The sequence below is a fragment of the Bacteroides ndongoniae genome (genome assembly GCF_900108345.1).
Classification (GTDB): domain Bacteria; phylum Bacteroidota; class Bacteroidia; order Bacteroidales; family Bacteroidaceae; genus Bacteroides; species Bacteroides ndongoniae.
On sequence record NZ_FNVV01000014.1, the window covers coordinates 877,405 to 902,286 of the forward strand.

Annotated in this window: 17 protein-coding genes, 1 other RNA gene and 1 pseudogene; 3 read left to right on the forward strand and 16 right to left on the reverse strand. The window is 45.0% G+C overall.

What is annotated here, in order from left to right; all coding sequences use genetic code 11:
• Nucleotides 1-13: 13 nt before the first annotated feature.
• The 3 genes from BQ5591_RS14655 to BQ5591_RS14665 all read right to left on the reverse strand — a co-directional run bounded on the left by BQ5591_RS14655 (nucleotide 14) and on the right by BQ5591_RS14665 (nucleotide 3,506).
• Nucleotides 14-433, reverse strand: a complete 420-nt coding sequence (locus BQ5591_RS14655) for a DUF2141 domain-containing protein (protein ID WP_071149911.1) — start codon at nucleotides 431-433, stop codon at nucleotides 14-16.
• Nucleotides 434-504: 71 nt separating this feature from the next.
• Nucleotides 505-2,439 (reverse strand): TonB-dependent receptor plug domain-containing protein, encoded by a 1,935-nt coding sequence (locus BQ5591_RS14660; RefSeq protein WP_071150750.1) that lies wholly within the window; start codon nucleotides 2,437-2,439, stop codon nucleotides 505-507.
• Nucleotides 2,440-2,579: 140 nt separating this feature from the next.
• Entirely contained in the window at nucleotides 2,580-3,506 is a 927-nt protein-coding gene (locus BQ5591_RS14665; protein WP_071149912.1) for a LytTR family DNA-binding domain-containing protein, read from the reverse strand.
• A gap of 219 nt (nucleotides 3,507-3,725) precedes the next feature.
• Here BQ5591_RS14665 and BQ5591_RS22045 point away from each other — a divergent pair, with 219 nt between their 5' ends.
• Nucleotides 3,726-3,851: a hypothetical protein gene (locus BQ5591_RS22045; protein ID WP_262483118.1), complete on the forward strand. Its 126-nt coding sequence runs from the start codon at nucleotides 3,726-3,728 to the stop codon at nucleotides 3,849-3,851.
• 170 nt (nucleotides 3,852-4,021) lie between these two features.
• On the opposite strand, the gene dinB is transcribed toward BQ5591_RS22045, so the two are convergent.
• From dinB to BQ5591_RS14715, 10 genes are all read right to left on the reverse strand, one after another.
• Nucleotides 4,022-5,107: a DNA polymerase IV gene (gene dinB, locus BQ5591_RS14670; RefSeq protein WP_071149913.1), complete on the reverse strand. Its 1,086-nt coding sequence runs from the start codon at nucleotides 5,105-5,107 to the stop codon at nucleotides 4,022-4,024.
• Between the two features lie 176 nt (nucleotides 5,108-5,283).
• Entirely contained in the window at nucleotides 5,284-7,392 is a 2,109-nt protein-coding gene (locus tag BQ5591_RS14675; protein WP_235817097.1) for a hypothetical protein, read from the reverse strand.
• A 341-nt stretch (nucleotides 7,393-7,733) separates the two neighbouring features.
• Nucleotides 7,734-9,074: an MATE family efflux transporter gene (locus BQ5591_RS14680; protein WP_071149914.1), complete on the reverse strand. Its 1,341-nt coding sequence runs from the start codon at nucleotides 9,072-9,074 to the stop codon at nucleotides 7,734-7,736.
• 12 nt (nucleotides 9,075-9,086) lie between these two features.
• The gene (locus tag BQ5591_RS14685; RefSeq protein ID WP_235817131.1) at nucleotides 9,087-9,692 is read right to left on the reverse strand and encodes a murein L,D-transpeptidase catalytic domain family protein; all 606 of its coding nucleotides are present in this window, start codon (nucleotides 9,690-9,692) and stop codon (nucleotides 9,087-9,089) included.
• Between the two features lie 349 nt (nucleotides 9,693-10,041).
• On the reverse strand, nucleotides 10,042-11,085 hold the full coding sequence (locus BQ5591_RS14690) for a L,D-transpeptidase (RefSeq protein ID WP_071150753.1): 1,044 nt from the start codon (nucleotides 11,083-11,085) through the stop codon (nucleotides 10,042-10,044).
• A 166-nt stretch (nucleotides 11,086-11,251) separates the two neighbouring features.
• Nucleotides 11,252-12,061 (reverse strand): hypothetical protein, encoded by an 810-nt coding sequence (locus BQ5591_RS14695; protein ID WP_071149915.1) that lies wholly within the window; start codon nucleotides 12,059-12,061, stop codon nucleotides 11,252-11,254.
• A gap of 40 nt (nucleotides 12,062-12,101) precedes the next feature.
• Nucleotides 12,102-13,280 (reverse strand): IS4 family transposase, encoded by a 1,179-nt coding sequence (locus BQ5591_RS14700; protein WP_071148875.1) that lies wholly within the window; start codon nucleotides 13,278-13,280, stop codon nucleotides 12,102-12,104.
• A gap of 93 nt (nucleotides 13,281-13,373) precedes the next feature.
• Nucleotides 13,374-14,813 carry a patatin-like phospholipase family protein gene (locus BQ5591_RS14705; RefSeq protein WP_159434491.1) on the reverse strand — a complete coding sequence of 480 codons (1,440 nt, stop codon included), beginning with the start codon at nucleotides 14,811-14,813 and terminating at the stop codon, nucleotides 13,374-13,376.
• A gap of 222 nt (nucleotides 14,814-15,035) precedes the next feature.
• On the reverse strand, nucleotides 15,036-16,349 hold the full coding sequence (locus tag BQ5591_RS14710; protein ID WP_071150754.1) for a TolC family protein: 1,314 nt from the start codon (nucleotides 16,347-16,349) through the stop codon (nucleotides 15,036-15,038).
• Between the two features lie 23 nt (nucleotides 16,350-16,372).
• Nucleotides 16,373-18,856: an efflux RND transporter permease subunit gene (locus BQ5591_RS14715; protein ID WP_071149917.1), complete on the reverse strand. Its 2,484-nt coding sequence runs from the start codon at nucleotides 18,854-18,856 to the stop codon at nucleotides 16,373-16,375.
• A gap of 578 nt (nucleotides 18,857-19,434) precedes the next feature.
• Between BQ5591_RS14715 and ltrA the strand changes: the two genes are divergently transcribed.
• On the forward strand, nucleotides 19,435-21,240 hold the full coding sequence (ltrA, locus tag BQ5591_RS14720) for a group II intron reverse transcriptase/maturase (RefSeq protein WP_071149918.1): 1,806 nt from the start codon (nucleotides 19,435-19,437) through the stop codon (nucleotides 21,238-21,240).
• A 120-nt stretch (nucleotides 21,241-21,360) separates the two neighbouring features.
• Here the strand turns inward: ltrA and BQ5591_RS14725 are convergent.
• Together BQ5591_RS14725 and BQ5591_RS14730 are read right to left on the reverse strand one after the other, a co-directional pair.
• Nucleotides 21,361-21,966, reverse strand: a pseudogene (locus BQ5591_RS14725) (efflux RND transporter permease subunit); the annotation flags it as partial.
• Nucleotides 21,967-21,995: 29 nt separating this feature from the next.
• Complete coding sequence (locus BQ5591_RS14730; protein ID WP_071149920.1) at nucleotides 21,996-23,021, reverse strand: efflux RND transporter periplasmic adaptor subunit; 1,026 nt, start codon at nucleotides 23,019-23,021, stop codon at nucleotides 21,996-21,998.
• Nucleotides 23,022-23,208: 187 nt separating this feature from the next.
• Here BQ5591_RS14730 and BQ5591_RS14735 point away from each other — a divergent pair, with 187 nt between their 5' ends.
• A complete protein-coding gene (locus BQ5591_RS14735; protein ID WP_071149921.1) occupies nucleotides 23,209-24,090 on the forward strand; it encodes a helix-turn-helix domain-containing protein in 882 nt (293 codons plus the stop codon).
• 182 nt (nucleotides 24,091-24,272) lie between these two features.
• On the opposite strand, the gene ssrA is transcribed toward BQ5591_RS14735, so the two are convergent.
• Nucleotides 24,273-24,671, reverse strand: a transfer-messenger RNA (tmRNA) gene (ssrA, locus tag BQ5591_RS14740).
• Nucleotides 24,672-24,882 lie beyond the last annotated feature (211 nt).

The following is a 24,882-nucleotide window of genomic DNA, read 5'->3' on the forward strand; positions in this document are numbered from 1 at the left end:
CACCGGCGGAACGTCACTTCAACGTCAGCACCAAGGTGGTGTCGGCCTTCAACTCGAAGCGGCAATCCTTATAGGCCGGCGGTCCCATCACGCCTTCGGCATCGTTGCTGAAGCCATACTTCTCCAGCGGGATGCCGTAAGTGCCTGTGTCCAGCCGACCGTTTCCGTTGGCATCGTGAAAGACGGAAATGGCGTAACTTCCTGCGGGAAGTCCCTGACAGGGAATGCGGACGGTGCTGTCTTTTGCTTCGACCCGAAACCCGGTCAAAGGTTTCTTCAGAAAAGTCTCTTCCGACGCGTAAACGGCTACGAAGAGGGAACCCTCCGGCCGCTCGATGCCGCGTACTTCGATTGTCAGATTCGGTGTGCCCGACGTGCCGGCAAATGCTTCGGCCAGCAGGAGGCATCCAAGGGAAATAAACCATGTTTTCATAAGCTGTGTAAATAGTGATGTGAATAATATAAAGTGAATAATATGACTCATACAGCCGGGCTGCCCCCGCCTCAGAAGTTGGAGACGTCGTAAGCCGCCTTCTTGCCCAAGGTGATGAAAATGCCGACATAGAAGAAATGATCGTCCGACGCCCATACGGGCTGCCCGTCCACCCGACCGAACTCGTTGCGGCGTCCCAGGATGTTCGTGGCCGAGGCGTGGACGATGACTTTCTTACTCGGGAGGAACGTCAGCCCCAAGTCCAGGCTGTTGTAGGGCTTCACTTCGTCGTTCATCAGGCCGGGCAGCTGCGCATTGTGGTACGGACGACCGCTGCTGAAGCGGTTGGTCACACCGATAATGGTGCGCAGGCGTGGCACGGAGTACTTCAGTGTGAGCGACGCATTGTGGCGGGTGGCGTATTGGGGCGTCGTCAGTTCGGCATACTCCCGATACTTCCTGCGGGATATATTATAGGTATAGGAAAGATAATACTCGAAATTGTGCAACGACACGTCGTCGAAGAAGAAGAGGTCGAACCCCTTGCTGTAGCCGTAACCGTGCGAAGTAACCTGACGGACACCTGCCCCGTCGGTCTCGGCAAGCGCCAGCCGGCTATAGTCCTTGTAGTAACATTCGGCTTTCAGCAGGCGGCCATTACAATCGTACCGGGCACCCACGTTGTATTGTACACAGACCTCCGAGGCCGGACGGGACTGCTGTACCAGCCAGGCATTCTCGGGCAACTGCGTGTAGCGGCCCGCCGTAGCCGAAAACATCCAGCGGTCGCGATAGTAATTCAGTGCCACACGGGGCGAAAAGTTCCACGTACGGCCAGCCGACACATATTCCGTCCGGCAGGAAAGCTCCGCTTTGAGCGACTCCCACGGATAGTAAACGGCCGAAAGGAAGCCCGCCCCTATAGTGGGGCTGATGCGGTTGCGGCTGTCCACACCGGCCGAAGCGAAGGCGTAAGCATCCTCGTAGTGCCGGAAGAATCCTTCCATGCCCGCCTCCATGCGGAAAGTCGGCGAAAAACGTTTTCCGGCCTTTGCCTTCAGGTGCCACTCCTGCTGTTGCTCCTGCCAGCGGTCGCCTGCCACGGCTGCTCCGCCTATCTGTCGCGAATAGTGCGAATAAGCCACTCCGCCAAACCACTCCCAGCCGTCGGTTGCCCGGCGGCGAAACGTCGAGTTGAAGTAAACATTATCCTCGCCCAAGGCAAACAGTCGCCACTCGTCTCCCTCGTACAGGGAGAAGTCGGTGCGGTCGTACTGGGCATAGACTTTCAGCACCGTGCGGTCGTCGGGCGTATAGCGTGCCTGCGAGGCGGCCGAATACATCCGGTAAGGCTTCTCGAAGTCGCGCCGTCCGCTGAAGATACGGTCGTAAAGGCTCAGATTCTGATAGTTAAGGTCGACCGAAACCGACCCTTTCGCGAAAGCACGCGTACCTCCACCCCCTGCTCCTACCACCGAAGCATTCACTCCCAACTTGGTGACGGGACTGTGGTCTTTCGTCTCAAGCGGCAGCACGGCCGACAAGGCCTCACCATACTCCAACGGCGCACCGCCCGAAGCCAGATTGACCCCACTGAACATAAAGGTAGAATAACGGCTGCGCGCCGGAGTGTTCAAACTGACCGAGGTATAAGGATTGAGCACGTGCATGCCGTCGATGTACGTCTGTGTCTCGTAACTGCTGCCTCCGCGCACCAATAAACGCCCGCTTTCGCCCTCGACCTGCGTCCCCGGCAATGTCTGCAAGGCCTTGTACAGGTCGCCGTTCGCACCGCCCACGGTTGCCAGTCCGACGGGTTGCAAATCGCTCCAACGACTGTTGGCGGCCGGAGTCCTGTGACCTCTGACCACCACTTCGCCCAAGTCCACACTGTCCGTAAATAGTTGCAGGCGTATCGTATCGGTCGTGGTCGTCTGCGCACGGGCAACAGCTACGCACGCAAAAGCAAGGAAATATCCCATCCATAGAATTGCTTTTCTCCTCATTGTCTTCATCGTTTTTGTTTGATTCCGACAGCAAACATAGACGAAGAAAACAAGGCACAAAAATATCCGGGACAGATAGCCCGGATATGTGACCGGCAGACGGCCTCGTGTGACGAACGGCCTGCCTCTGTGACGAACGACTAAGCGTTCATCACCTTCTCTATCATTGTCTTAACCTGCTTTGCATACGCCCGCGAGACCGGCACTTCGTCCCGGCAACCCTCCAGGCGCAAGCGGTATCCCTGCGAATTGCCCGACACATCGGTCACCTTGCCGATGTTGACCAGAAAAGCCCGATGGCAACGCACGATGAAGGGACAGCCTTCCACTGCCTGCTCCATCTGCTTCATGGTGATGCGCAACGTCTTCCGCACTTCTCTCTCTACGCTCCCACTCTCCGGAACATTGTGCTGCCCTGCAGGGCGACAAGTAATCTTCACGTAGTTGCCTTCGGCTTCGGCAAACAGGAAGTCGGCCGCCTCCATTTCGAGAACTTCCTTAGTAGTTCCGGCAAAAACCAGGTGCGAACTCCCGGCGGCGGTACCCCTCTTTTCGGCCACGACAGCTGCCCGTCCCGGATGCTTCAGACAGGCATTCAGCTCGGTAGCCTCCCTCAGATTACGCGCCAGCACTAAGTTACGGTTCCACATAATAAAGAAAACAATGGGGAAAGGCGCCAACAACAGTACCCAAACCATACTGATACCCAGCAAACGCCAATCGGGCGACAAGCCGAACACCCACGCCGTATACAGCCAGTTGAACAACCCTATCAGCAGACAGACAATCAGCGTGTGGAGCAACTCCTTGCCCACTGTCCAGTTCTGTTCCTTGTGATAGGCGGGAAACAGCCAGGGCAACAGATAGACCATGATGCCCAGTGCTGCGGAAGACACCACGGCATAGCCCAGCAGCACAGACAGCTTGCCGGTCTCCATCCGCGAAATGCCGAACGGCTGCAACAGATAAATAATCAGAAAGACGATCAGCGAAGGCACCACTACCGTTTTCCAACGTTTGCACAGCGCCGGATAAGGAGTTTGCAGAAGTTTTATCAGCTTTTTCATTGCTTTTTATATAAGACGGGCAAAGATATACAATATATTTGTAATATCCGGATAGCAAAACAGGGTTTCTTCAAAAGAAAATAGAATATACAAGCATTATTTTTATGTTCTACAACATATACCTTGCGAACAATTTGTATCTTTGCAGTGTTATTAGAGAAAAGAAAAAGAAGTAAGAACCGCTTTCCGAAATGCGGGAAGCACAAAAAGAAGACGATTATGAAAAAAGACGTAAATGAAATTATGATGTTGCAGTACCGTATCAAACGTTATCAGTCGATGAGAAACGGTGCCATGTGCCAAGCCCTTAGTGGAAAACTCCAGAAACTGCTTGCCAAGCAGTAATCGGAACTGAATGTAAAAGCGCTTGCCTCCGCAAGCCTGATAAAATGTAAATAAACAACCCTTTAAATAAAATGAGTGAAGAGGATGTATCGCAAAAAGATACATTCTCTTTTTTCTTTATCCCTGCACAAGGAGAAGGTAACAACTACCAACCTCGCCCCGACCTTCACTTACTCCCAGTCGCTGAACTCGAAACTGAGCTGCTCCCATACTCCTTTCTTCGCCTCTTCCTCGTGCGGATTGGAGATGGAAAGGCCGATGAGCCGGATGGGATGCTGCTCGTAATCGACTTCCTTCAGCAGTTGCTTGGCCAATGGCAGAATCTCGTCGAGCGTATGAAGTTCCTGCGGACGGGTCGTGCTGCGGGTTATCTGACTGAAGTCGTGAAACTTAATCTTCAACGTCAGCGTATTCCCCTTGAAGTTATGACGCTCCAGCCTGCCTGTCAGTTCCACCGCTACATGATACAGCTCGATGATTACCGACGAACGGCGGGAAATGTCCTTCTCCAACGTATGCTCGCAACCTACCGACTTACGGATGCGCACCGCCTCGACAGGACGCAAATCGATGCCTCGGGCAAAGTCGTAATAAACGTTCCCCATCTTGCCAAATTCATGCGTCAGCATCGCAAGCGAACGGGTACGAAGCTGTTCGCCGTTGTGTATGCCCAGCAGGTGCATCTTCTTGGCTGTGACAGGCCCTACTCCCCAGAAACTTTCGATAGGCAAACGGGCAATGAAGTCGAGTGCCTGGTCGGGATGAATGGTACACAGTCCGTCGGGCTTGCGGTAGTCGGAAGCAATCTTGGCCAGAAATTTATTGTAGGAAACACCGGCTGAGGCCACCAGATTCAGTTGGTCGCGTATCTTCTGCTTTATCTCGCGGGCTATGTCGACAGCCAGTTCCATGCCCGGCTTGTTATGGGTGACATCCAGGAAAGCCTCATCCAGCGAAAGAGGTTCTATCAGGTCGGTATACTCGTGGAATATCTCGTGTATCTGACGCGACACTGCCTTGTACACGTCCATCCTGCCGGGAATGAAAATCAGAGAAGGGCACAAACGTTTGGCCTTCTGCGACGACATGGCCGACCGCACTCCATAGCGGCGAGCCTCGTAACTGGCCGTAGCCACTACTCCCCGCTCTTCGGCACGCCCCACGGCAATAGGTTTGCCCCGCAACTCGGGATGGTCGCGCTGTTCTACGGATGCATAGAAGGCATCCATGTCGATGTGTATGATTTTACGTTCCATTGTCAGCTTTCCTTTTTTCGGCAAGACAAGGACAAATATAGTGCACTTTTACGAAATAAAGGAATGACAGAAGTCAAATACAACGGAGGGGATGAGAAAAAAATGAAAGGATAAAAAAAGAACTTCCTGCCCGTCTCCGGATGCATGTGAAGAGCGGACAGGAAGTTTATAACCGATTATTTCGACTTGAAAATAATCTTATAGATCTTAGGCATACCGTTATAACGGCATGTTACGGTAGCAAAGCCTTCGTCTGCCTTGGCCTGGTCGATCTTGATATCAACTTTCTTATTCGATGCCTTGGCAGTAACTTTAGGGAACGACTTGCCGGCTGCGGCAACTTCGTAGACTACCTCGTAGTGCGAATAGTCGGCAATACCGTTTTCGTTTGTCGAGCGTACCGGCGTCTTGGGCAGTTCGATTACTTCGCCTCCTACCTTCACCGTCACTTCGGGAACTACCGGACGGACAATCGGATGCTTGGCCGAGCTGAATCCCAAACCTGACATATCGAACAGCGGAGCCTGGCCTTCGCCCTCGGCCACCAGATAGATGGCATGTTTCTTATCCAGATGATCTACCACATCAGCCACATTCAGAGTGAACTTGGTTTCTTTCTGTGCAGCACCTGCCGGAACTTCGATCACGCCAATCTTCTTGCCTTTCCATACGGCATTGTCCCACGGAGCATCCAGCCATACATTTACCTTGAATGCCTTGTCGGTACGCGGAGTGATGAAGAGGTTGAACACCGTACCGTTTCCGGGCTTCGTGCCTTCGAAAGCCTTGATACCGTTCCTGTTCTTATCCAGTCCGCCAAAACCAAAGTACTTATAGCCGATGATGACACCGTTGCGTACTCCTGTTATCGGCATGTGGTTGTCCCATACGTCCCAGGAATCCTGCTGAACGCCGGTATCGGACAGGTAGCAGGCATAACCGGCCGAGTAATAACGATACGGATCGAGACCGAAGATGTGGAATCCCTCGGAGGTAACTTCCGCTCCAGTATATTCGTGGCCGTTGCTGTCTTTGGCTGTCCACTTATGGTCGTCGGCATAAGCGTCGTAACCGGTAATGGTCACTTTACCGCCTTCGGATACCGGTTTCTCTTCCCACTCTACCTTGATGGGAGCCACTACAGCCTGACGCGCAAAACCGAAGTTACGGGGTGGACGGTGATAGAATACATACCACTGACCGTTGATTTCCTCGATACTGCCGTGCGTATTGTGTCCGCCATTGGTAGATACCAGTGACTTACCGTCCTCGCTTACTTCCGGACCACGCGAGTCTACAACGACGCCACCGATTTTCCACGGTCCGAGCGGAGTGTCACCATAAGCATAACGCAGGGTGGAGTTACTGCTTCCCATACCATAGTCGGGACCAGAGTATCCACTATAAACCGATACATACTTATTTCCTACTTTACGGATGGAGGAAGCTTCGAAGAAGTTGAAAGCCCCCAAATCCTGTCCCGGATAGACGTTGGGATAAACGGCATCGGCCGGGTCGCGAACTACGCCATACCGACGTCCTGCCGGCATATTAAACGGAATCACCTCCTTACCGGGACGTACCGAATACATAGTGTTCTGGTCCAATTCGGCGGCCGACGAGCGCTGGAATCCCCAGAAGCCGTAGGCACGGAAGCCGATTTCGTAATCCGGATCGTTCGGGTCGGTGATCTGCTCTACATAAACCGAAGGGTCAAAGCCCATGATACTGCCCGGCAATGCCTTCCGACCGTCTTCGGTCACATTCACCGGAGTAAACGGTCCGTCCGGACGAGTGCTCTTTGCAACCATTGCCTCGCGGAACGGGCCACGGCTATGCGGATACAGGTAGTACTCGCGAGTACCATCCCGACGGTTCACCTCCACGAGGTCGGGAGCATACATCACGTCCCATTGCCCGTCAATGTGATAGGTGAAAATCGGGCCTTCGTCACGCCAGTTCTGCAAGTCCTCTACCGGAGCAGACCAAGCACGGATATCCGGTCCGCAATAGCTGTCGAGGCGCAAATCGTGCGAACCGATGATGTACACTCTGTACTTACCGGGATTGTCCGGGTCCTCAAACACGCGTGGTTCTCCATCGGGCACATGTTCCCACAAAGGGAGATAAGGGTTACCGATACTTTCAAACACAGGCTCTTTAACAGCTTCCCCGCCATCATCCGTTTTCGAAGAAAAAGCCCATCCACTAGCAGCCAGCGAAAGTGCGGCTACATACAAGAAGGTGCTTGGCCTTCTTTTTTGTCCATTTCTCTTGAGTTTCATAAATTATTAATTTTAAGGAATACTTTTTGCTGATATTCTGCAAGGCTTCAGCAAATTAAAAACATCTGTCTCAATGTTTACACATCACTGATAGACAAACCGTTAAGGATACATCCGCAACTCCTCGTCTATTATTGCGTGTAAAACGTACATGCAATATTGGCAATTTAATCGACATCTGCAAGAGAAAATATCGAAACCTGAAGGCAAAACAGGCAAAATCTGTTACCTCCGGCCATCGGCCCGGTACAGGAAACAGACGGTCGGATACAAGAAGACCTTGCATGCGACAACAGAAAAAAATCTCATGAAAAGAAAGGTATCGGCCCCAACCTTTTCATCTACATCTTACGCCTCATCCGCCGATAGACGTATATGAATGCAGGAATCAGGAAAGCATCTGCAAACACCCATGCCGTAGGGTCGCCAAAGCAGACGGCCAAATAACCGAATACCGGTACGGCAAACACACTGACCAGGATTCTGGCTATCATCTCGGACACACCGGAAAGCATGGCCAGACTGGTATATCCGACTCCCTGAATGGTGTAGCGCAGAATGCAGAGCAAGCCCAGCACGGGAAAGAACGATACCGAAACATGCAGGAACAAGGCCGTATCCTTCAGAATCTCGATCTCGGAAGCATCGACAAACAGCAAGGCAATCGTACAGGCACTGGTCATCAGTACCACGAAGGTAAAGGCCCAATAGATCATCATCATCAACGCACTCGACTTCACCCCTTGCCAGACACGTTCAGGCTTACCCGCACCGTAATTCTGTCCCGAATACGTAGCCATGGCTATGCCGAGACTTTCAAACGGGCACATGAAGAACATCTTGATGCGCATGGCAGCCGTAAAAGCAGCCACACAGGCGGTTCCCAGCGCATTGTTGGCACTCTGCAACATGATACTGCCAATGGCCGTTATCGAGAACTGAAGTCCCATCGGCACCCCGATATACATCAGCCGGCGGGCCAACGAAGCATCGTACTTACGTTCGGCAGGCGTCGTACGAAGAATATCGAACTTCTTCACCATATAGAAGTAGCAAAGGACAGCCGAAACAGCCTGCGACACCAGCGTGGCAATGGCCGCACCGGCTACTCCCCACCCCAGGACGAGGATGCAGAAAAGGTCGAGCACAATGTTCAACACCGTCGAAAGCAACAGGAACCAGAACGGAGTCTTACTGTCGCCCAAGGCACGGATGATGCTGGACAGCAGATTGTAGAAGAACGTACAGGGTACACCGATAAAGGTGAACAGCAGATAGCGGTATGCTCCCTCGAAGATATTGTCCGGCGTACGCATCCAGTGCAGGATATTGCCGCACAGCAGACTGGTAACTACGGCTATCACAACCGACATCACCACTGCCAACTGCAGACTGACGAACACATAACGGCGCATCGTCGTATAGTCGCATGCACCGAACTTCTGTGCGATGGGAATGCCAAAGCCGCCACAACATCCGTTGCAAAAACCCAGAATAAGAAAGACGACCGACGTGCTGGCACCCACCGATGCCAGCGCATCAATGCCCAAGAAACGTCCGACAATGGCCGCATCTACCAGCGAATAAGTCTGCTGGAGCAGATTGCCTAAAAGAAGAGGTAAAGCAAAATTAAATATCAATGGAAGGGAACGGCCTTCCGTCATTGGTTTAATGCTTGCCATATTGGTTTCCTTTCAACTGAAAAAACTGCTTTGCGCCAGATAATCGGGCGTTTCAGCGTATATAAACATCACACTCCCTCCCTTGATAGCGTCGATAATGGGGCGTGAAAGGGCACGGGGAACGGCCGGACATCCGAAACTGCGCCCCAGGCGCCGCCCACCGCTGATGACAGAAGGGTCGGCATAGTCGGCACCGTGCATCACGATGGCACGCTCGCGGGCGTGGTCGTTGATGCCCTTCTCCAGTCCGTTCAGAATCAGCGAATAACCATTGCTGCCCTGATAGGTCGATTCGGTCAGATAAAATCCTAAGGAACTTTTCAGTGAGCCGTTTTCGTTCGAAAAAGAAGTGGCGTACATCTCTCCGCTATTCTTTCCGTGAGCCACCAGAGACGAGAACAGCATCTTACGTTCCTTCATGTCGAATACGAAAAGCCGCTCACGGGTCGATGGTTGCGAAAAGTCTATCAGCGTCAGCACGTCGCGCTTGCGTCCTGCCACCTTATAATATCCGGTTACTGCCTGCCTGAAAGCTTCCCAGCCGACAACCCCTTCCAAATCCATCGAACGATACAGGGCCGCGCACCCCATCCCCTCGGAGACGGAAAGCGAAGGCATGCATTCTCTGTCTTCCACCCAAGTCACATGCGGCAGACACAGAAAAACAATCAACAACAATAACCTATTATTCAACACAATACGATACGATTCTTTTCGATTACCCTAAAAAAACTGCGCAAAATTACTGCTTTTCTGCCATACGTTCACTACGCATAAAGTTAAATAATACAAGTTTCCCCCTGTTCTTCACAGCCTTTGCCGCACCGATATAAGGAGGGAGACACCAATCATCCCGGATGATTGTATGAATCATCCCCGTTGATTGTAGGAATCATCCGGGATGATTGCACCCAAAGGCTATACATTTCATCCCCTTCCCTGCCTGAGAAGGAAGCCAGATGCAACTCTACTCGATGACAACAATCAGTGATTTCTCGGTCGGCGCCCAATCGTAGACAAACTTCGAATGCGACGTGGCATTGCGCACACACATGTGCGAGCGGGGGATGGTCCCCAACGACCAGCTGTACTCTATCATGGCCGTCCGTGGCACGTTGACGGGTACGCCGTGGATATAGGCACCGTTTGTGAAACGGCTGGCATAAGGTGCATAGCCGCCCGTTGCCGAGGAGCCGTCTTTCAGAAACACCATCTTCTGCTTTTTCTGCTGCAGCAGATACATGCCCAAGGGTGTTTCCTGCGCATAAGGCGGAGCATGGCGGCCGGTAGTTGCCGGATTCATGCTGCGGATGGCCCATTCGCCCGGGGCGGTACGCTCCAGGGTTGTAATGTTCTGGTCGAGGCGGTCGACGAAGACAACATGATTGAAAATCGTACTGTCGCTCAACTGTTTCAGATAGCGTTCGGGCACCAGCCACTCCTCCTCCCACGTCACCGGATAGACCCTGCAGAAACTGCCTACCTGCCCCCGCAGATAGGCCAACGTTCCGTCGCGCCCATAGCGTTCGGGCACCAGCGTATCACCCGGCAAATACATCGGCACGGACTGATAACGCTCCACTCCCAACGTATCGGCCACCCGCTTGTAGGCATTGCGCACATACTTGCGCACCAAAGGAGCCTCACGGTTCAGGTTCTTGTAGTTCTGGAGCACTACCCATCGCTCCTGCCCCCGTTGCATGTTTTCGATATAGGCCAGGCAGTTGCGGATGACGTCCCACTTGAACGAACGCACCGTGTCCTGATAAGGATAGGTATCATCCAACGTATATTTATCGTACAGCAATTCTTTGGTCAGGTGAATGTCGTCTGCCCTCAACAGCTTTTCTTCGACAGGAAGAGGTTCTGCCGCCAACGTATCGACTATCTCTGAGGTCATGACTTCCGGCTTATACGTTTCCGACGCAGGCGTCACCTGCTTGCCGGCCTCGCGACATCCGACAAGCACACCCAGCAGCAACAGACTAAAAAAGATATCCAAGCGTTTCATAAACAGGACATAACAGTATACACGAATTTTACATACGAAAATAATATTTTTCTGAATGCCGAACAATATATTCCCCACAAATTATGCAGCAAACTTATCCTTCCCGTAAAATACCCGACTCCTATTTCCATGCATCCCAACATGTTGCAATAGGATATTTCTAAAATCAAAAGCAATAGCCGATACTTGCATAAAAACCTATTTTCTTCACCCGATCCGAATAATCAATAGTAGCACTGACAGGTCCCCAGAAACTGTTATAAGAATATTTTATACCCATTCCCCACATATCTTCTCCATGCAGTATTTCATCCATTTGGCCTGCATGCAACATATAATTGCCCACACATGACAAATAATGTTTTTCTGCCAACTTGAACCTTAAGTCAATCCGAGTTCCTATCGCTTTATTCTCTACATGCTCGGTATAGTGAATGCCATAAAATGATTGCTGTCCAAACATATACCGATCATAACATTCTCCCCCTACAAAATTGGAATAATATCCGGGGACTTTATCTCCGAAAACAAAACGTCCAAACAATTCCGGCAATACACAGATTTTATCGCTTATGCTATACGCTCCTTTAATTCTAAACACAAAAGGGAAAAACATATAGCGGCTTTCATCAAATATCCTGCCTACATACAATTCGGGAATCAGACGAACATTGACGCCACGGGTAGGCAGTTCTTTATCATCAAAATTATCATATTCTACATCAAAATATCCCGATAAGAAATAGTTTCCCATTTTCTGATGCAAAGCATCATTGTATGCCGAATACCACTGTGACGTATTGCTGAACCAGTCATATTGAATACCTGTTTTATAATTGAATCTTCTATGCGAATCGTTTTTCATGTATACTTCGACATGATTATTCAAATACGACAAATGTTCTTTGTCTTCACCATATATTTTTAAAATAAAGTCTTTATATGCAATGCGATATGAAGCTCCCAATTTATTCATATTATTAATTTACTACTGGTGCGATAAAATCGCATTGATTTTAAATATCACCAAATAACGAGAGTTCTTTGACATTTTGGTTTGAAATGATTGATGAGTCTTGTTTTGTTATCAACGACCGCAGGTCTGTTCTTTCCAACGCGGATATTCTAATCAGGGTAGCCACCTCGGTGATTGAATATGGGCTGTTGCAGTCAACCTTTATTCTTGCCACTGTCAGATACGATATGATGGCAGCCCAAAGATGGATTTTGACAGCATTTTCCGAATATCCCCACAGAGTCTTTACGGTAATGTTCTGTTTAATCCACTTGAAGAATACCTCTATATCCCATCGATGGCGGTACAAGTTGGATATTTCTAAGGCACTGACTTCAAAATTGTTGGATATAAAGTCCACAATAGTGTCATTATCAGGGTCATAAACGCGGACAAATCTCATGTCTTCGGGATACAGCTTGCTTGAGTTATATCCTGTTACCCTTATACGGGAGTCTTCCAGTATGCCAGACTTGACATCGGCAATATCCATTTGCTCGACAGTATCGAATTTCATGTTCTCTTTTGGACGTGATACCCAAAATGACTGAGCCTGATGAAATCTAAAAAGTGCTTTAAAGTCAACATAAGCCTTATCCATCACGTAGAAAGCATAAGGCTCTGGTGTCAGTGCGTCAAGTTCGTTGCTGTCATGCCACTTGCCGTCCGTGATATGGATATTGGTAGGTATGTTGCCTCTCAAATCCAACAGGGTGTGCATCTTGATAGCTCCTTTGCTGTATTTCCCCAAAGCCCACGTTGCAAGCTTTATACTGGTCGATATGGTCGTGGAATCAAGTGCATATATCTCGTTATCAATGGTAATTTGAGACAGTTGGATATTTGAGTATATCGGTCTGAGCATGTCAATTAAATAAAGGCCCAACCCTTCAAAGATGCGGTAATCCCTGCTTTCGTTTGCACGAGACAATGAGGTATGGTTCACGGCCTTACGAAAGCCGAGATGATAAAGCATCTTGTTATGGGCTTCGAGGCATAGACAAATATCCCTCAGAGAATCACATCCCGTCAACTGTCCGAAAAGGAGATGAAGGAGGTGACTGTAACTGCTGAGATTTTTGGTATGCCAATCTCCTTGATATTGCTTTACGAGTTTATCAAACTGATATCGCGGTATATACTCGACAACTTGGGAAAATACAAACTTGCCCTGATTCATAATCCTGATATGTTGAAACTACAGGACTAATAAATCATTTTCAAATCAAAAAATCAATGAACGCTTATATTTGATTTAAAATTAATCGTTTAACTACAGTGATGTGGTTTTTATCGCACCACTAATATTATTAATTCTGAAATTATAGTCTAAATCCAGCCAGGCATTTTTATTGATTTTGGCGGTAGCCGTTACATTATGTTTCTTCCATTTACCAATCGCACCTTGAGCTTTCAGAAGTACCGATGCAATATCTTCCGTATCAATATGCACCCCTATACCAATATTTCCTTTTCCCTTTTCGTGCACAGATATAACCAGAGTATTTTCATTGGCACCATTGTCTGGAACTATCAAATAAGAAACACGGTCAAATAATCCTAATCCCTGTAAACTCCACACTACGCTCTCTGCATCGGCAGCAGAAATAGTCATATCTTTATCAATCTTCAACATCTTATAAAGACTCATTTCATCCAACGTCTCCAAACCTTCTACACGAATAGAGCTTATATAAACCTGATTTGCTTTTTTCCTAAAAGCAGTCTTTTGTAGCGGAATATAATCACCCAACTTCTTTTTCAAAGCGATGATATCGTCCCAATGCTCTCTAGCAACTTTCTCGCCCATTGCTATCATTGTATCTATAGCCGATTGCTTGAAATCTGCCGATGTATACCCTTTTAGTCCCGGATTCATATACAAGTCAACATCCTTCTTGTTTTTCCTGTATTTTTCTTCTCCTGATAAAAATGCTATCCTGTTGGCAATACTCACTACATTCCCGTAGTCTGGTTCAACAAAGGCTTCTGTACTTAAATCGACCCCAATAGTTATATCAGCCCCCATTTCTTTTGCTACATCAACAGGGAAATTATTGAAAATTCCTCCATCCACCAGTACCATGTCATTCCTATATACCGGCTCGAAAACACCGGGCACTGCCATACTGGTCCGCATTGCCAAAGGCAAATTGCCTTTCCTGATCACAATTTCTTTTCCACTTTTCAAGTCTCCTGCTACACAAGCAAAGGGTATAGGTAAAGAATCGAATGATTCTATCTGATGATACCCTGCTGTCAACCCTGTAAATTTATTCAGTATGCCTTGCCCTTTAATGATGCCAGATGGAGCAGATATCTTCTTATCTGCCCCTAAAGAGACATTTACAAGGAAATGCTCTTTTTCATATTTCGTATTAAACGAACTGTACGGACGTGCTATCTGGTCGGTTAAAAGGAACATCCAATCCTGTGTCCTGACCATACTGTCAAGTTCTTCGGCAGTATAGCCAATGGAATAAAGACCACCTATTATTGCTCCCATACTTGTACCGCTAATAAAATCTATAGGTATTTCAGCTTCTTCCAATACTTTAAGAACTCCAATATGGGCCACTCCTTTGGCTCCTCCTCCACTGAGAACCAAACCCACTTTAGGCCTCACCTCGCCCTGCGCCATTAGCCCATTCGTAAAACACAGACATAACAGAACAAGACAAATTGCGTACTTACTCAAAGTCTGCTTTATCATAACTATATCATATTTTATCAATCCCATAAAATTCCACATCTTGAACTTAAATGATCTTACTTTCGCATAATTATCACCGCTGGTTGTTCCGCATAATCAGCTCTCCACTTCATAATTGCAAACAATACAAAAACGTCATAAAAACCATCAGATAAATATTTGAAGTATTCAAACATTATCTGACAGTAAAATTATATAGCCCAATAACAGACAAACGCCGTTTTATTGTCCTGTATCTTTCTGATACTGAGTTACCTTTATCTTATAATCAATACAAGCATCTGTATATCTATTGCGGCTCTTCTGATATAGTCCCTGTGCATCAAGCAACTCGGACAATGAACATATCCCCGAATGATAATTGTTTGTCTGCATCCTCAGATTCTCTTCCGATTCGCTGACAGCTGATTCTGCAAGTATAATCTGCTTATATGACTCAGTCAATAAATTCCAGCTCTGCTGCATTTTCAACTGTAACTTCTCCCCGCCATCCTGTTGCTGCTGTAGTGCCTTCTTTTCCTCTAACTTTGAACGCTTAAACTTATGGCTTCCTCCCCACCAATCAGAAATTGGTACACTGAGCGTAGCCATCATCACAAAATGATTGCGGCTTCTATCAAACATCCAATCTTCGTATGCATAAGTAACTCCTACTCCTACCGTAGGCAATTGTTGACCCAAAACAATTTTTCGTTTCAACTCATGTACTTCCACATTCTTACCTAATAATTTATAAGCAGATAATGAAGGCAACATGGACTGATGATCCACTAAATATTCTGCGGGATTTTTTATCTCAACATCAATTTCAGGAACATCAATATATGATGCGGAATCGAGCGGAATGCCTATATACTGACACAAAGCCATTTTAGAAAGCTGCATTCCATTCTCTACCTGCAACCGTGTACTCTGCAATTCATTCTGTTTTAGCTGTACAGTCAACAAATCGTTATGAGTTGTTATGCCTGTTTTTACAGCAAGGCTTACATCTTTATGCAAATTCTGTAACAGCGTATCAAGTATGGCTAATGTTTTTTCTGCTTCCTTCAAAGACACTATTTTCCCAAAGTATGTCTCTGTTTCCAGTTCCACTTTGTCGGCCGTCATATTAAGTTGTAAACGTGACGCCTCCAATGCCGTTTTAGCCAATTTATTAGAGTTTACAATCTGCCCTCCTGCAAAAATAGGTTGTATGGCAGATGCCGTTATCAAATTTCCTTCCTCCAAAACACCCACTTCCATTGGTGTCTCCAATCCTAAAGAGGGAATTGGCGGTATGACACCTTCAATCAAATTATCATCGGCCTTATAAGAAACAGCCCCAGCCGTAATCTTAGGAAAATATTTTGTGAAAGCATCCTTTTGAGTCTGTTTGGCGGCAGCAACATCTATCCGGCCAGTTTGCATATCTACATTGTTCTTTAAAGCCATTCCCTTACATTCTTCCAATGTAAGAATGCGTTTCTCCTGTGCAATAACCTCTGATACTGTTCCAACAAACAATATGCTTAATATCAAGAATCTAATTTTCATATCCAACATAACATTTCATTATATTACTGGTTTTCAAACTGTAACAATCTTTTTCTCTTTTCACTGCTTCCACTGAATATCATCCAGTAGCATACGGGGAGCACAGTCAACAGAAATATCATTGTAATCAGTGTTCCGAAAAATATCACTGTCCCCATAGGCATCCAAAGTCCACTTCCTCCCAAAATCATAGGAATAACTCCCATAGAAGCAGCAGCCGATGTCAGAAAAATAGGGCGCATACGCCGAGATGCTGAATAATAAATGGCATCCTTCACACGCATTCCTGCCTTATCTCTTAATTCTTCAGCATAATCGACCATGATTATTCCATTACGTACAATAATACCCATAAGGCTCGTGATACCCAAAACACAAGTTACTCCAAAATCCAACCCCATAATTCTTAATCCGACAGCAGTACCAAACACACACAATCCCATACTGCCAAATATCAATAATGCTATGTTTATCCGATGGAAATGAGCTAACAGGATAAAAAATATCATAAAAGCAGCAATCTGCAGAGCAACCATGATAGTAGGCATGTTATCCTGATTCTCTTCCAATTCACCACCATACTCAACATGAATTGTAGAAGGCAAATTCAAACCTTTAATCAACTTATCTACTTTTTCATTGACAGATAAAGTATTGTATCCCCTACAGGGCTCACCAAGTATTGTAACTATATCCACCCCATTCCTACGTACAATCTGACCATCCTTCCAGATAGGAACAATATCTGCCACTTGCCTTAAGAGAACATTACTCATACCACCATAAGCCGGAATTTGCTCATTCATCAAGTCTACATTAGTTGACTTATCGGATTTGGTACTTTTCACAACGATGGGGACATTATAATCTCCTTCCCACACATTTGCCAGAGGCAATCCACTACCATATCGCAATGCCAATGTCCCCTCCAATACCATGTTGCTGATGCCCAAACGCGAAGCTTCGTCTTCCTTAAGCCTAACCTCTGTACAGGCAAGAGGTTCGTTACGGTCTGTACGTACATGTTGCATCTCAGGCATATTTTTCATCAATGCAACTATCTGTTGTGCATAATATTTCAACGAATCTGGGTTTTCACCACTTAACCTTATCTCAATAGGATAAGTAGCCATACTATATATCAATTGCTTAAATTTAATAGTAGCCTCAGGAAAATAGTTTGTATATTTAGGAGCCAGTTCATCCAATATTTCGACAGTTTCTTTCACACCTTTGGTATTCACTATGAATTGAGCGAAATTACTTCCTGGTATCTGAGGAGCATATGATGAATGGAATCGGGGAGAGTTACATCCCTTAAACGAAGTAACTGATACTACCCTCTCATCTTTCCGAATGATACGTTCCAAACTGTCTGCCACCATAGCGGTTTTCTCGATTGAAGTGCCTGTCGGCATATAAATTTCCACAGCAAACTGATTACGATCGGCTGTAGGCAACATACTCTGTGGTTGTCTGGCCAGCATAACACTTCCTATCACAACAGATATTATTCCGATAGCGACAACTGTTTTGGGATATGCAAAACATAATGCAAGTACCTTATCATAAAATGACTGCAAAGTATCAAGAAATGAAAAATGTTTTTCAGTACCCTGCTTCTTCGCAATCGGCTTACGAATAAAATAGAATTGCATGAAAGGTACCAAAAGCACCGCAACCAATAGTGATATTGCTAAAATCAAAGAGATAGCCCAAGGAAAGCTTAATAGAAAATCATGTACTAATCCAACTGTTATCATCAGAAACGGAAAGAATGTAATGCTGATAGCAAGTGTAGCCGATAAAATTGATTTAAAGAAATGTATCGTACTCTCTATCGAAGCATGCCAACGAGACATACCCTCGGACAAACGTTCCAAATAACTATCGATTATTACAATAGAATTATCTACAATCATTCCTAAAGTTACAATCAAGGCTGCCAATGTCACAGTATTCAGTTCCACACCAAACGCATGAAACAACCCAAGCGAGATAAATATGGTAATAGGTATTGTAGAAGCTGCGACCAAAGCCACTTTCATAGGCAACAATAACATAACCACAATGACAACAGCCACGATAGCAATCAACAGTTCGCGCAAGAAATTCTGTACGCTATCATCCACAACTTCACTTTGGTCTGTTATTCTATAAATGCCAACATCCGATGGCAAAGTACTTTTATATGCATCCAATGTTCGATTTACCTCCTCACCCATTTTGACAATATTTTGCCCCTTCTTCATCTCTACACTAAGCAAAATACATTTTTTACCATTATTGGTTATGTAACTTTCAAATGGTGCATACTCTCTTTTTACATCAGCAATGTCTTTCAATCTTATATGGTTGCCCAAAGGATCAGTATAGACAATGAGTTGCTGAATATCATAAACTGTATTCAACGATTCTGCTACATAAATAGGTTGAGTATATGAATCATCTTTTATTCTTCCTCCTGATGTTGTGAATCCTTTTGCAAACAATTTGGCTGCTATCATCTGGTCGTTAAGGTGCGCCCATAAGGCGGTGTAATAAATATCTATTTAGCAATAGATTAGGGTAGAGTTCTATGAAAATAAGACCTACTGTCATCCGACTTATCCCAGAGGGAAACCCGAGGGGGAGTGTAGCATGTCGGAGAAGCCATAAGTCAGCCAACTGCCACGCTGCGACTGAATGGCAAGACAGAAAGACGGACATGAGGATGAAGCCTGAACTGGTTGAACAACAATCCAGTGGCACATACTAGGGCTGTGGCGGAAGGCAGTTACCAACGCCATATCGCATGTACCCCAGCAAGTGTTTAGGTTGTATGGGGCAAAGAACTGACTGCGACACGTCTGCAATAAGCAGATTAACGGACGAACGTTGCATCCGACAGTCTGTCATGCTTGTTATTACACCCGCTAAATGGGGATTGCCTAAACCGAAACGCCGAAAGGCTATAGAAGTCGTTCTTGAATATTCGGCATGGCAACGGAGCTTCCGTAGTAGTCCGAGCAGGGTAATGCCCTGCACATGGCGAAGGGAAGCAGTTATATAATCAATATAATCAAAGGAAAATGTGAGAGACATTATGAGAAATCCAAAGAATGTATTGAACAACTTAGTGAAACACAGCAATGTATCGGGCTATAAGTTCGAACGGTTGTATCGTATTCTATTCAATGAACAGATGTTCTATACCGCCTACCAGCGAATCTATGCCAAACAGGGCAATATGACCGCTGGGACAGACGGCAAGACAGTTGACGAAATGAGCATTCAGAGAATAGAAAATCTAATCTCCAAGCTTAGAGACGAAAGTTACAAACCCAACCCAGCCAAAAGGGTCTATATCCCTAAGAAGAACGGAAAGAAACGCCCGTTGGGCATCCCGTCTTTTGAAGACAAGTTGGTGCAGGAAGTGGTACACATGATACTGGAAGCCATATACGAGGGAAGTTTTGAAAATACCTCACATGGATTCAGACCACGTAGGAGTTGCCAGACTGCATTAAACCAAATTCAAGATACGTTTCTCGGAACAAAATGGTTTATAGAGGGGGACATAAAAGGCTTCTTCGACAACATAGACCATAACGTTCTGATTGGCATACTCGAAGAACGCATAGCGGACGAGAGGTTCATAAGGCTCATCCGTAAATTTCTGAACGCTGGGTATATTGAAAATTGGAAATACAGACACACGTACAGTGGAACTCCGCAAGGCGGCATCATTAGTCCCATACTGGCTAATATTTACCTTGACAAGTTCGACAAGTACATGGAGGAATACGCCCAATCTTTCAATAAAGGCGCAAGCAGAAGATTGGATAAGGATTACCGTCGGATTAAAGACCGTAAGAACAAGCTGGAAAAGAAACTGAAATCCGAAACCGATACAAAGGTACGGAAAGACCTTATTGATAAAATCAAAGGGTATTACCGACAGATGCAACAAATGCCTTGTGTCATGGAAATGGATGAAGAGTACAGACGGTTGAAATATGTCAGATACGCAGACGATTTCTTGATTGGGGTTGTCGGCAGCCATGAAGAATGTGGGCAAATCAAAGCGAATATCACACAATTCATGAAAGATAAGCTAAAACTTGAACTGTCGGCAGAGAAAACGCTTATAACCCAAGCACAAGAAAAAGCTAAATTTCTGGGATATGAAATAACCGTACGCAACTCCAAAGCCACCAAGAGAGATAAGAATGGAGTGCTCAAAAGAATGTTCAACCGCAAGGTTGTGCTTCTACTCCCGAGAGAGGTGGTCAAGAACAAGTTGATTGACTACAAAGCCATGAGGGTTATACAAACCAATGGCAAGGAGGATTGGAAGCCAAAGGCACGCAGTTATATGATGAACTGCAAACCGGAGGATATTGTAGCCCAATTCAATAAGGAGATAAGAGGATTCTACAATTATTACTCGATAGCGAACAATGTATCTACTCTTTGCAAAAGGTTCGGTTATATTATGGAATACAGTATGTACAAAAGCATCGCCAAAAAGCAAAGCAGCAGTGTACGGAAGATTAAAAAGAAATACTCGAAAGACAAAGACTTTGTAATCAGTTACACGGATGCAAAAGGGCAATGCAAATGCCGTGTGTTCTTTAATGAGGGTTTCAAGAGAAAAGACGCTCAATGTGATGCTAAATGCGACATAATGCCAAACACCAATTTTCTGCCAGCCTCAAGTCTTGTTGAGAGACTAAAGGCGGAACAGTGCGAGGTATGCGGAGCGCATGGCAAAACGGTGATGCACCATGTTCGTGCCTTGAAAGACTTGACAGGCAAGAACGAATGGGAACGCATCATGCTCAAAATGCACCGTAAAACATTGGCAGTCTGTCCAGAATGTAATGCTAAAATACATGGCAATGTATAACACTAAGTTGAATTATAACGGAGAGCCGTGTACATGGAGACATGTAAGCACGGTTCGGGGGCAGGCTCTCGGAAACCTACCGCAGAAATGCGGCAAGGCGCCGAGTGCCGAGCCTACGACATATTTGGCCAACTTATCCTGATTAAGTACCACCGAGATCTGTTCTTTCTGCATACCATATACAGTCATACGGCCTACACTTTTCACTTTACGCAATCTGTCTTGCAAATCATCCATATAGTCTTTCAGCTCACGATAAGTTTTATCCTGACTTTCCATGGTTATTAGCAAAGCAGAAGTATCTCCAAAGTCATCTAATACTTGAATTGCTAAAACATTAGCAGGAAGTTGTGATTTAAAGCCTGATATGCCATGCTTAAATTTGCTCCAGAATTCATCCTTATTATTCACCTCATCATTGAGTTCCACCTGAATATATGTTATGCCATCCCGGTTAGTCGAAAAACTCTTTTCCTTTTTTACTTCTTTATAACTGAAAATATAATTTTCAAGGGGCTTCGTCACCTGTTCTACCATTTCCTCTGAGGTATTGCCTGGTGCTACTGCCACAACTAAGCCCTGACGGACAGTAAAATCAGGAAATTCATTCTTCCGCATTTCAGGAAGGCTGTATATACCTAATGCAACTAAACAACATACTACCAGAATTATAATCTGACGGTAGTGCATGGCCCATTCTACTGCATTTCTTTTTTTTCGTTTCATCTTTGTGAGAGTTTTTATTCCATAAATTCTTATAATGATATAACAGTACCTTCACACACCTTATGTTGACCGGATACTACTATTTCATCACCAGTTTGTAGCCCAGATTCAATCACAATACCATCAGCGATATATTTTCCACAAGTCACAAATCTTTTTATTGCCATACCATTCTGGTTTACCCATACAAAAGTTTTATTGTGCTCATCTATTTGAATAACGTTGGCTGGAAGTACAATGGCTGTTTTACATTTTTCGCCCATCACAAAAACATCCGTCACCATTCCGGGCAAAAGCTGATTATTTATATTTTCTACCATTATTTTTACTTCATACGAACGGGACAAAGAATTTGCTACAATTCCTTTCTCGACAACATAACCTTCAAAACACATATCATCTGCAGCAGAAATAATGACTGTCGCCTTGTTACCTATCTGTATATCGTTAATATCACTTTCCGGTACAAACACCTTTATTTTAACTTGCTGCATAGACACTAATTCTGCAACCGGCACTCCCGGAGCTACATTTTGTCCTATTTCCACTTTTTTATCTGCAATAACTCCACTAAATGGAGCTTTAAGGAAACAGTCATTTAATTTTTTCTCAGCCATTTCTTCCATTGCTTGTGCCTGCTGAAGTTTGCTTTGTACATCTACCCATTTTATTTCGGGCAAACTATTCTCTTCATACAGAACCTTTAGCCTATTATAAGCATCTTGTGCCTGACATAAAGAAGCTTTTGCCACATTATAGCTACTCTTAAAGGTTGTTGTATCTATAGAAGCTATAATTTGTCCTTTTACTACACGATCGCCAGTTTTCACATATATCCTGTCTATTGTACCCAATACGGAGAAACTTAAAGAAGTTCCATTTGATTCTTCAACCGTACCCGAATACCTCTTATCCATAGATAATGGAATGCTTGTTACTTGCATAAAATTCACCTTCGTAACCTTTCTATTAACAGCCTGATTAGCTGAGTTTTCCTGGCACCCTATTAAAAACATCGGTATAGCCAGGAATGGTACTAAACACATTTTCTTCATCTTCGATATTCATTATTTTTAATTAATACTCAGATTAATAGTCCTATCCATATTTTTTCGTCTGCAAATATCGGATATAAGAAATCATAGAAAAAGGTCATATTAAAGATAGAATTGTCCCTATTAATCAACAAAGTTGCATAATAGGAATTTATAAAATACATTTGTTTCAAAAAAACGAGTAAAGATGAAAAAGATAGAGTCTATATCAATTCAGCAGCTTGATAATAAAAAGCTTGCCCAAAACAGATTAAAATCTGACATATTGTTATCTGCTAACCTTGGTTTTGACGATACGCTATTCAAACATCCAAGCCGAATGGATGCATTCGCTGCCATTTTTTGTGTCAGTGGTAAGGCAGAAGTTCAGATAAACCTAAAGAAATATGTTCTAAAAAGCGGAACTTTAGCCCTTCATGTTCCTGAAAACATTATTCAGATCAATTCTTGTGAAAATCTGATTGTATATCCATTTATTATATCATCAGAATTCATACAAAAGATACATTTTGAAACCAAAGATCTGATGAACCTGTATATGGCAGCCAAAACTTCGCCTGTATTAGACTTACAATATGAAGATATTCATATATTAGAAAAGTACTATTATTTAATGGAGAGCATACTGCAATCGGAAACAACCTACAAAGACCGTATGACTATCGGGGTAACAAGTTCTTTTTTATATAAGATATATGATATACTTATCAAGAAACTAAAAGAAAAGGAGTACACAAGAAAAATACCCGAACGATGTGAAATTGTATTTGAAGATTTTATTAAAGAACTCAATCTATTTAATGGCACCAAACACTCTTTGTCATTCTTTGCACAAAGACTAAACCTTACCCCAAACTATCTTTCGTGTAGAGTAAAAGAATACAGTGGCAGAACTGCAACAGAATGGATTGAAGAATCTGTAATCCTTGAAGCCAAAACGATGTTAAAACATACCAACCTAACCATTCAGGAAATCGCCTATAAATTAAACTTTCCAACACAAACGTTTTTCGGCAAATACTTCAAACGTATAACTGGCATTTCACCGAAACAATATCGCATGTCTTAAAGAATATAACCGACTAAACTGTTATACTATAACTTGAGGAAATAATATACTGATCAAGAAACACACCACTTTTTACCAAAGCAACCTTTTTACTTTCCAACCACTTAACACTAGTTCTGCTAAAGAAATAACTACTTCCTCAATAAAAAAAGCCGCTGAGAAATCAGCGACTTTTTTTATTCATGTGGAGCTGGAGGGAATCGAACCCTCGTCCAAACGAGGAAATCATAAGCTTTCTACATGCTTATCTTTGCCTAAATTTTCGTGCAACGGCAGAACCAAAGCCATCAACCGCTGCCTTATCCTCTAAAACTTCATTTACAGTGCGAGGCCACCGCAAACTATCCCCGATGTAGCTGCACCACTTGACCGGAATGCTTCGGAGCAACAGCTTCCGAGTGATGTCCCGTCCCAGTACCTTGTACCGGGATTAAGCTTCAATCTACTGTACTTCGATTAAGCAGCGAGAGCGTAATTGTTTTCGCCAGATAAAATTTTGAAGACTGAGATTTAAGTGCCAATCGACGACGCACTGCATGCTTACTTACCATTTCTGCCCGCTGTCAAATCCAGTCAACCCCATGACTTTTTCATGCTTTTCAGCGTTCGAACGGCAAAGATAGGAATAATTTTCGAAAAGCCATACATCTTTCACCTATTTAGCAGGAAAAAACTGTAACCTTACCTTCTATTGAATAATAAGAGACACAAAATGTATATTTTTACCACTTTCAGACCGATCTATCCACTATTTTTGCAGTGCTTTTATTTATTAACTAACCTTAAAACAGA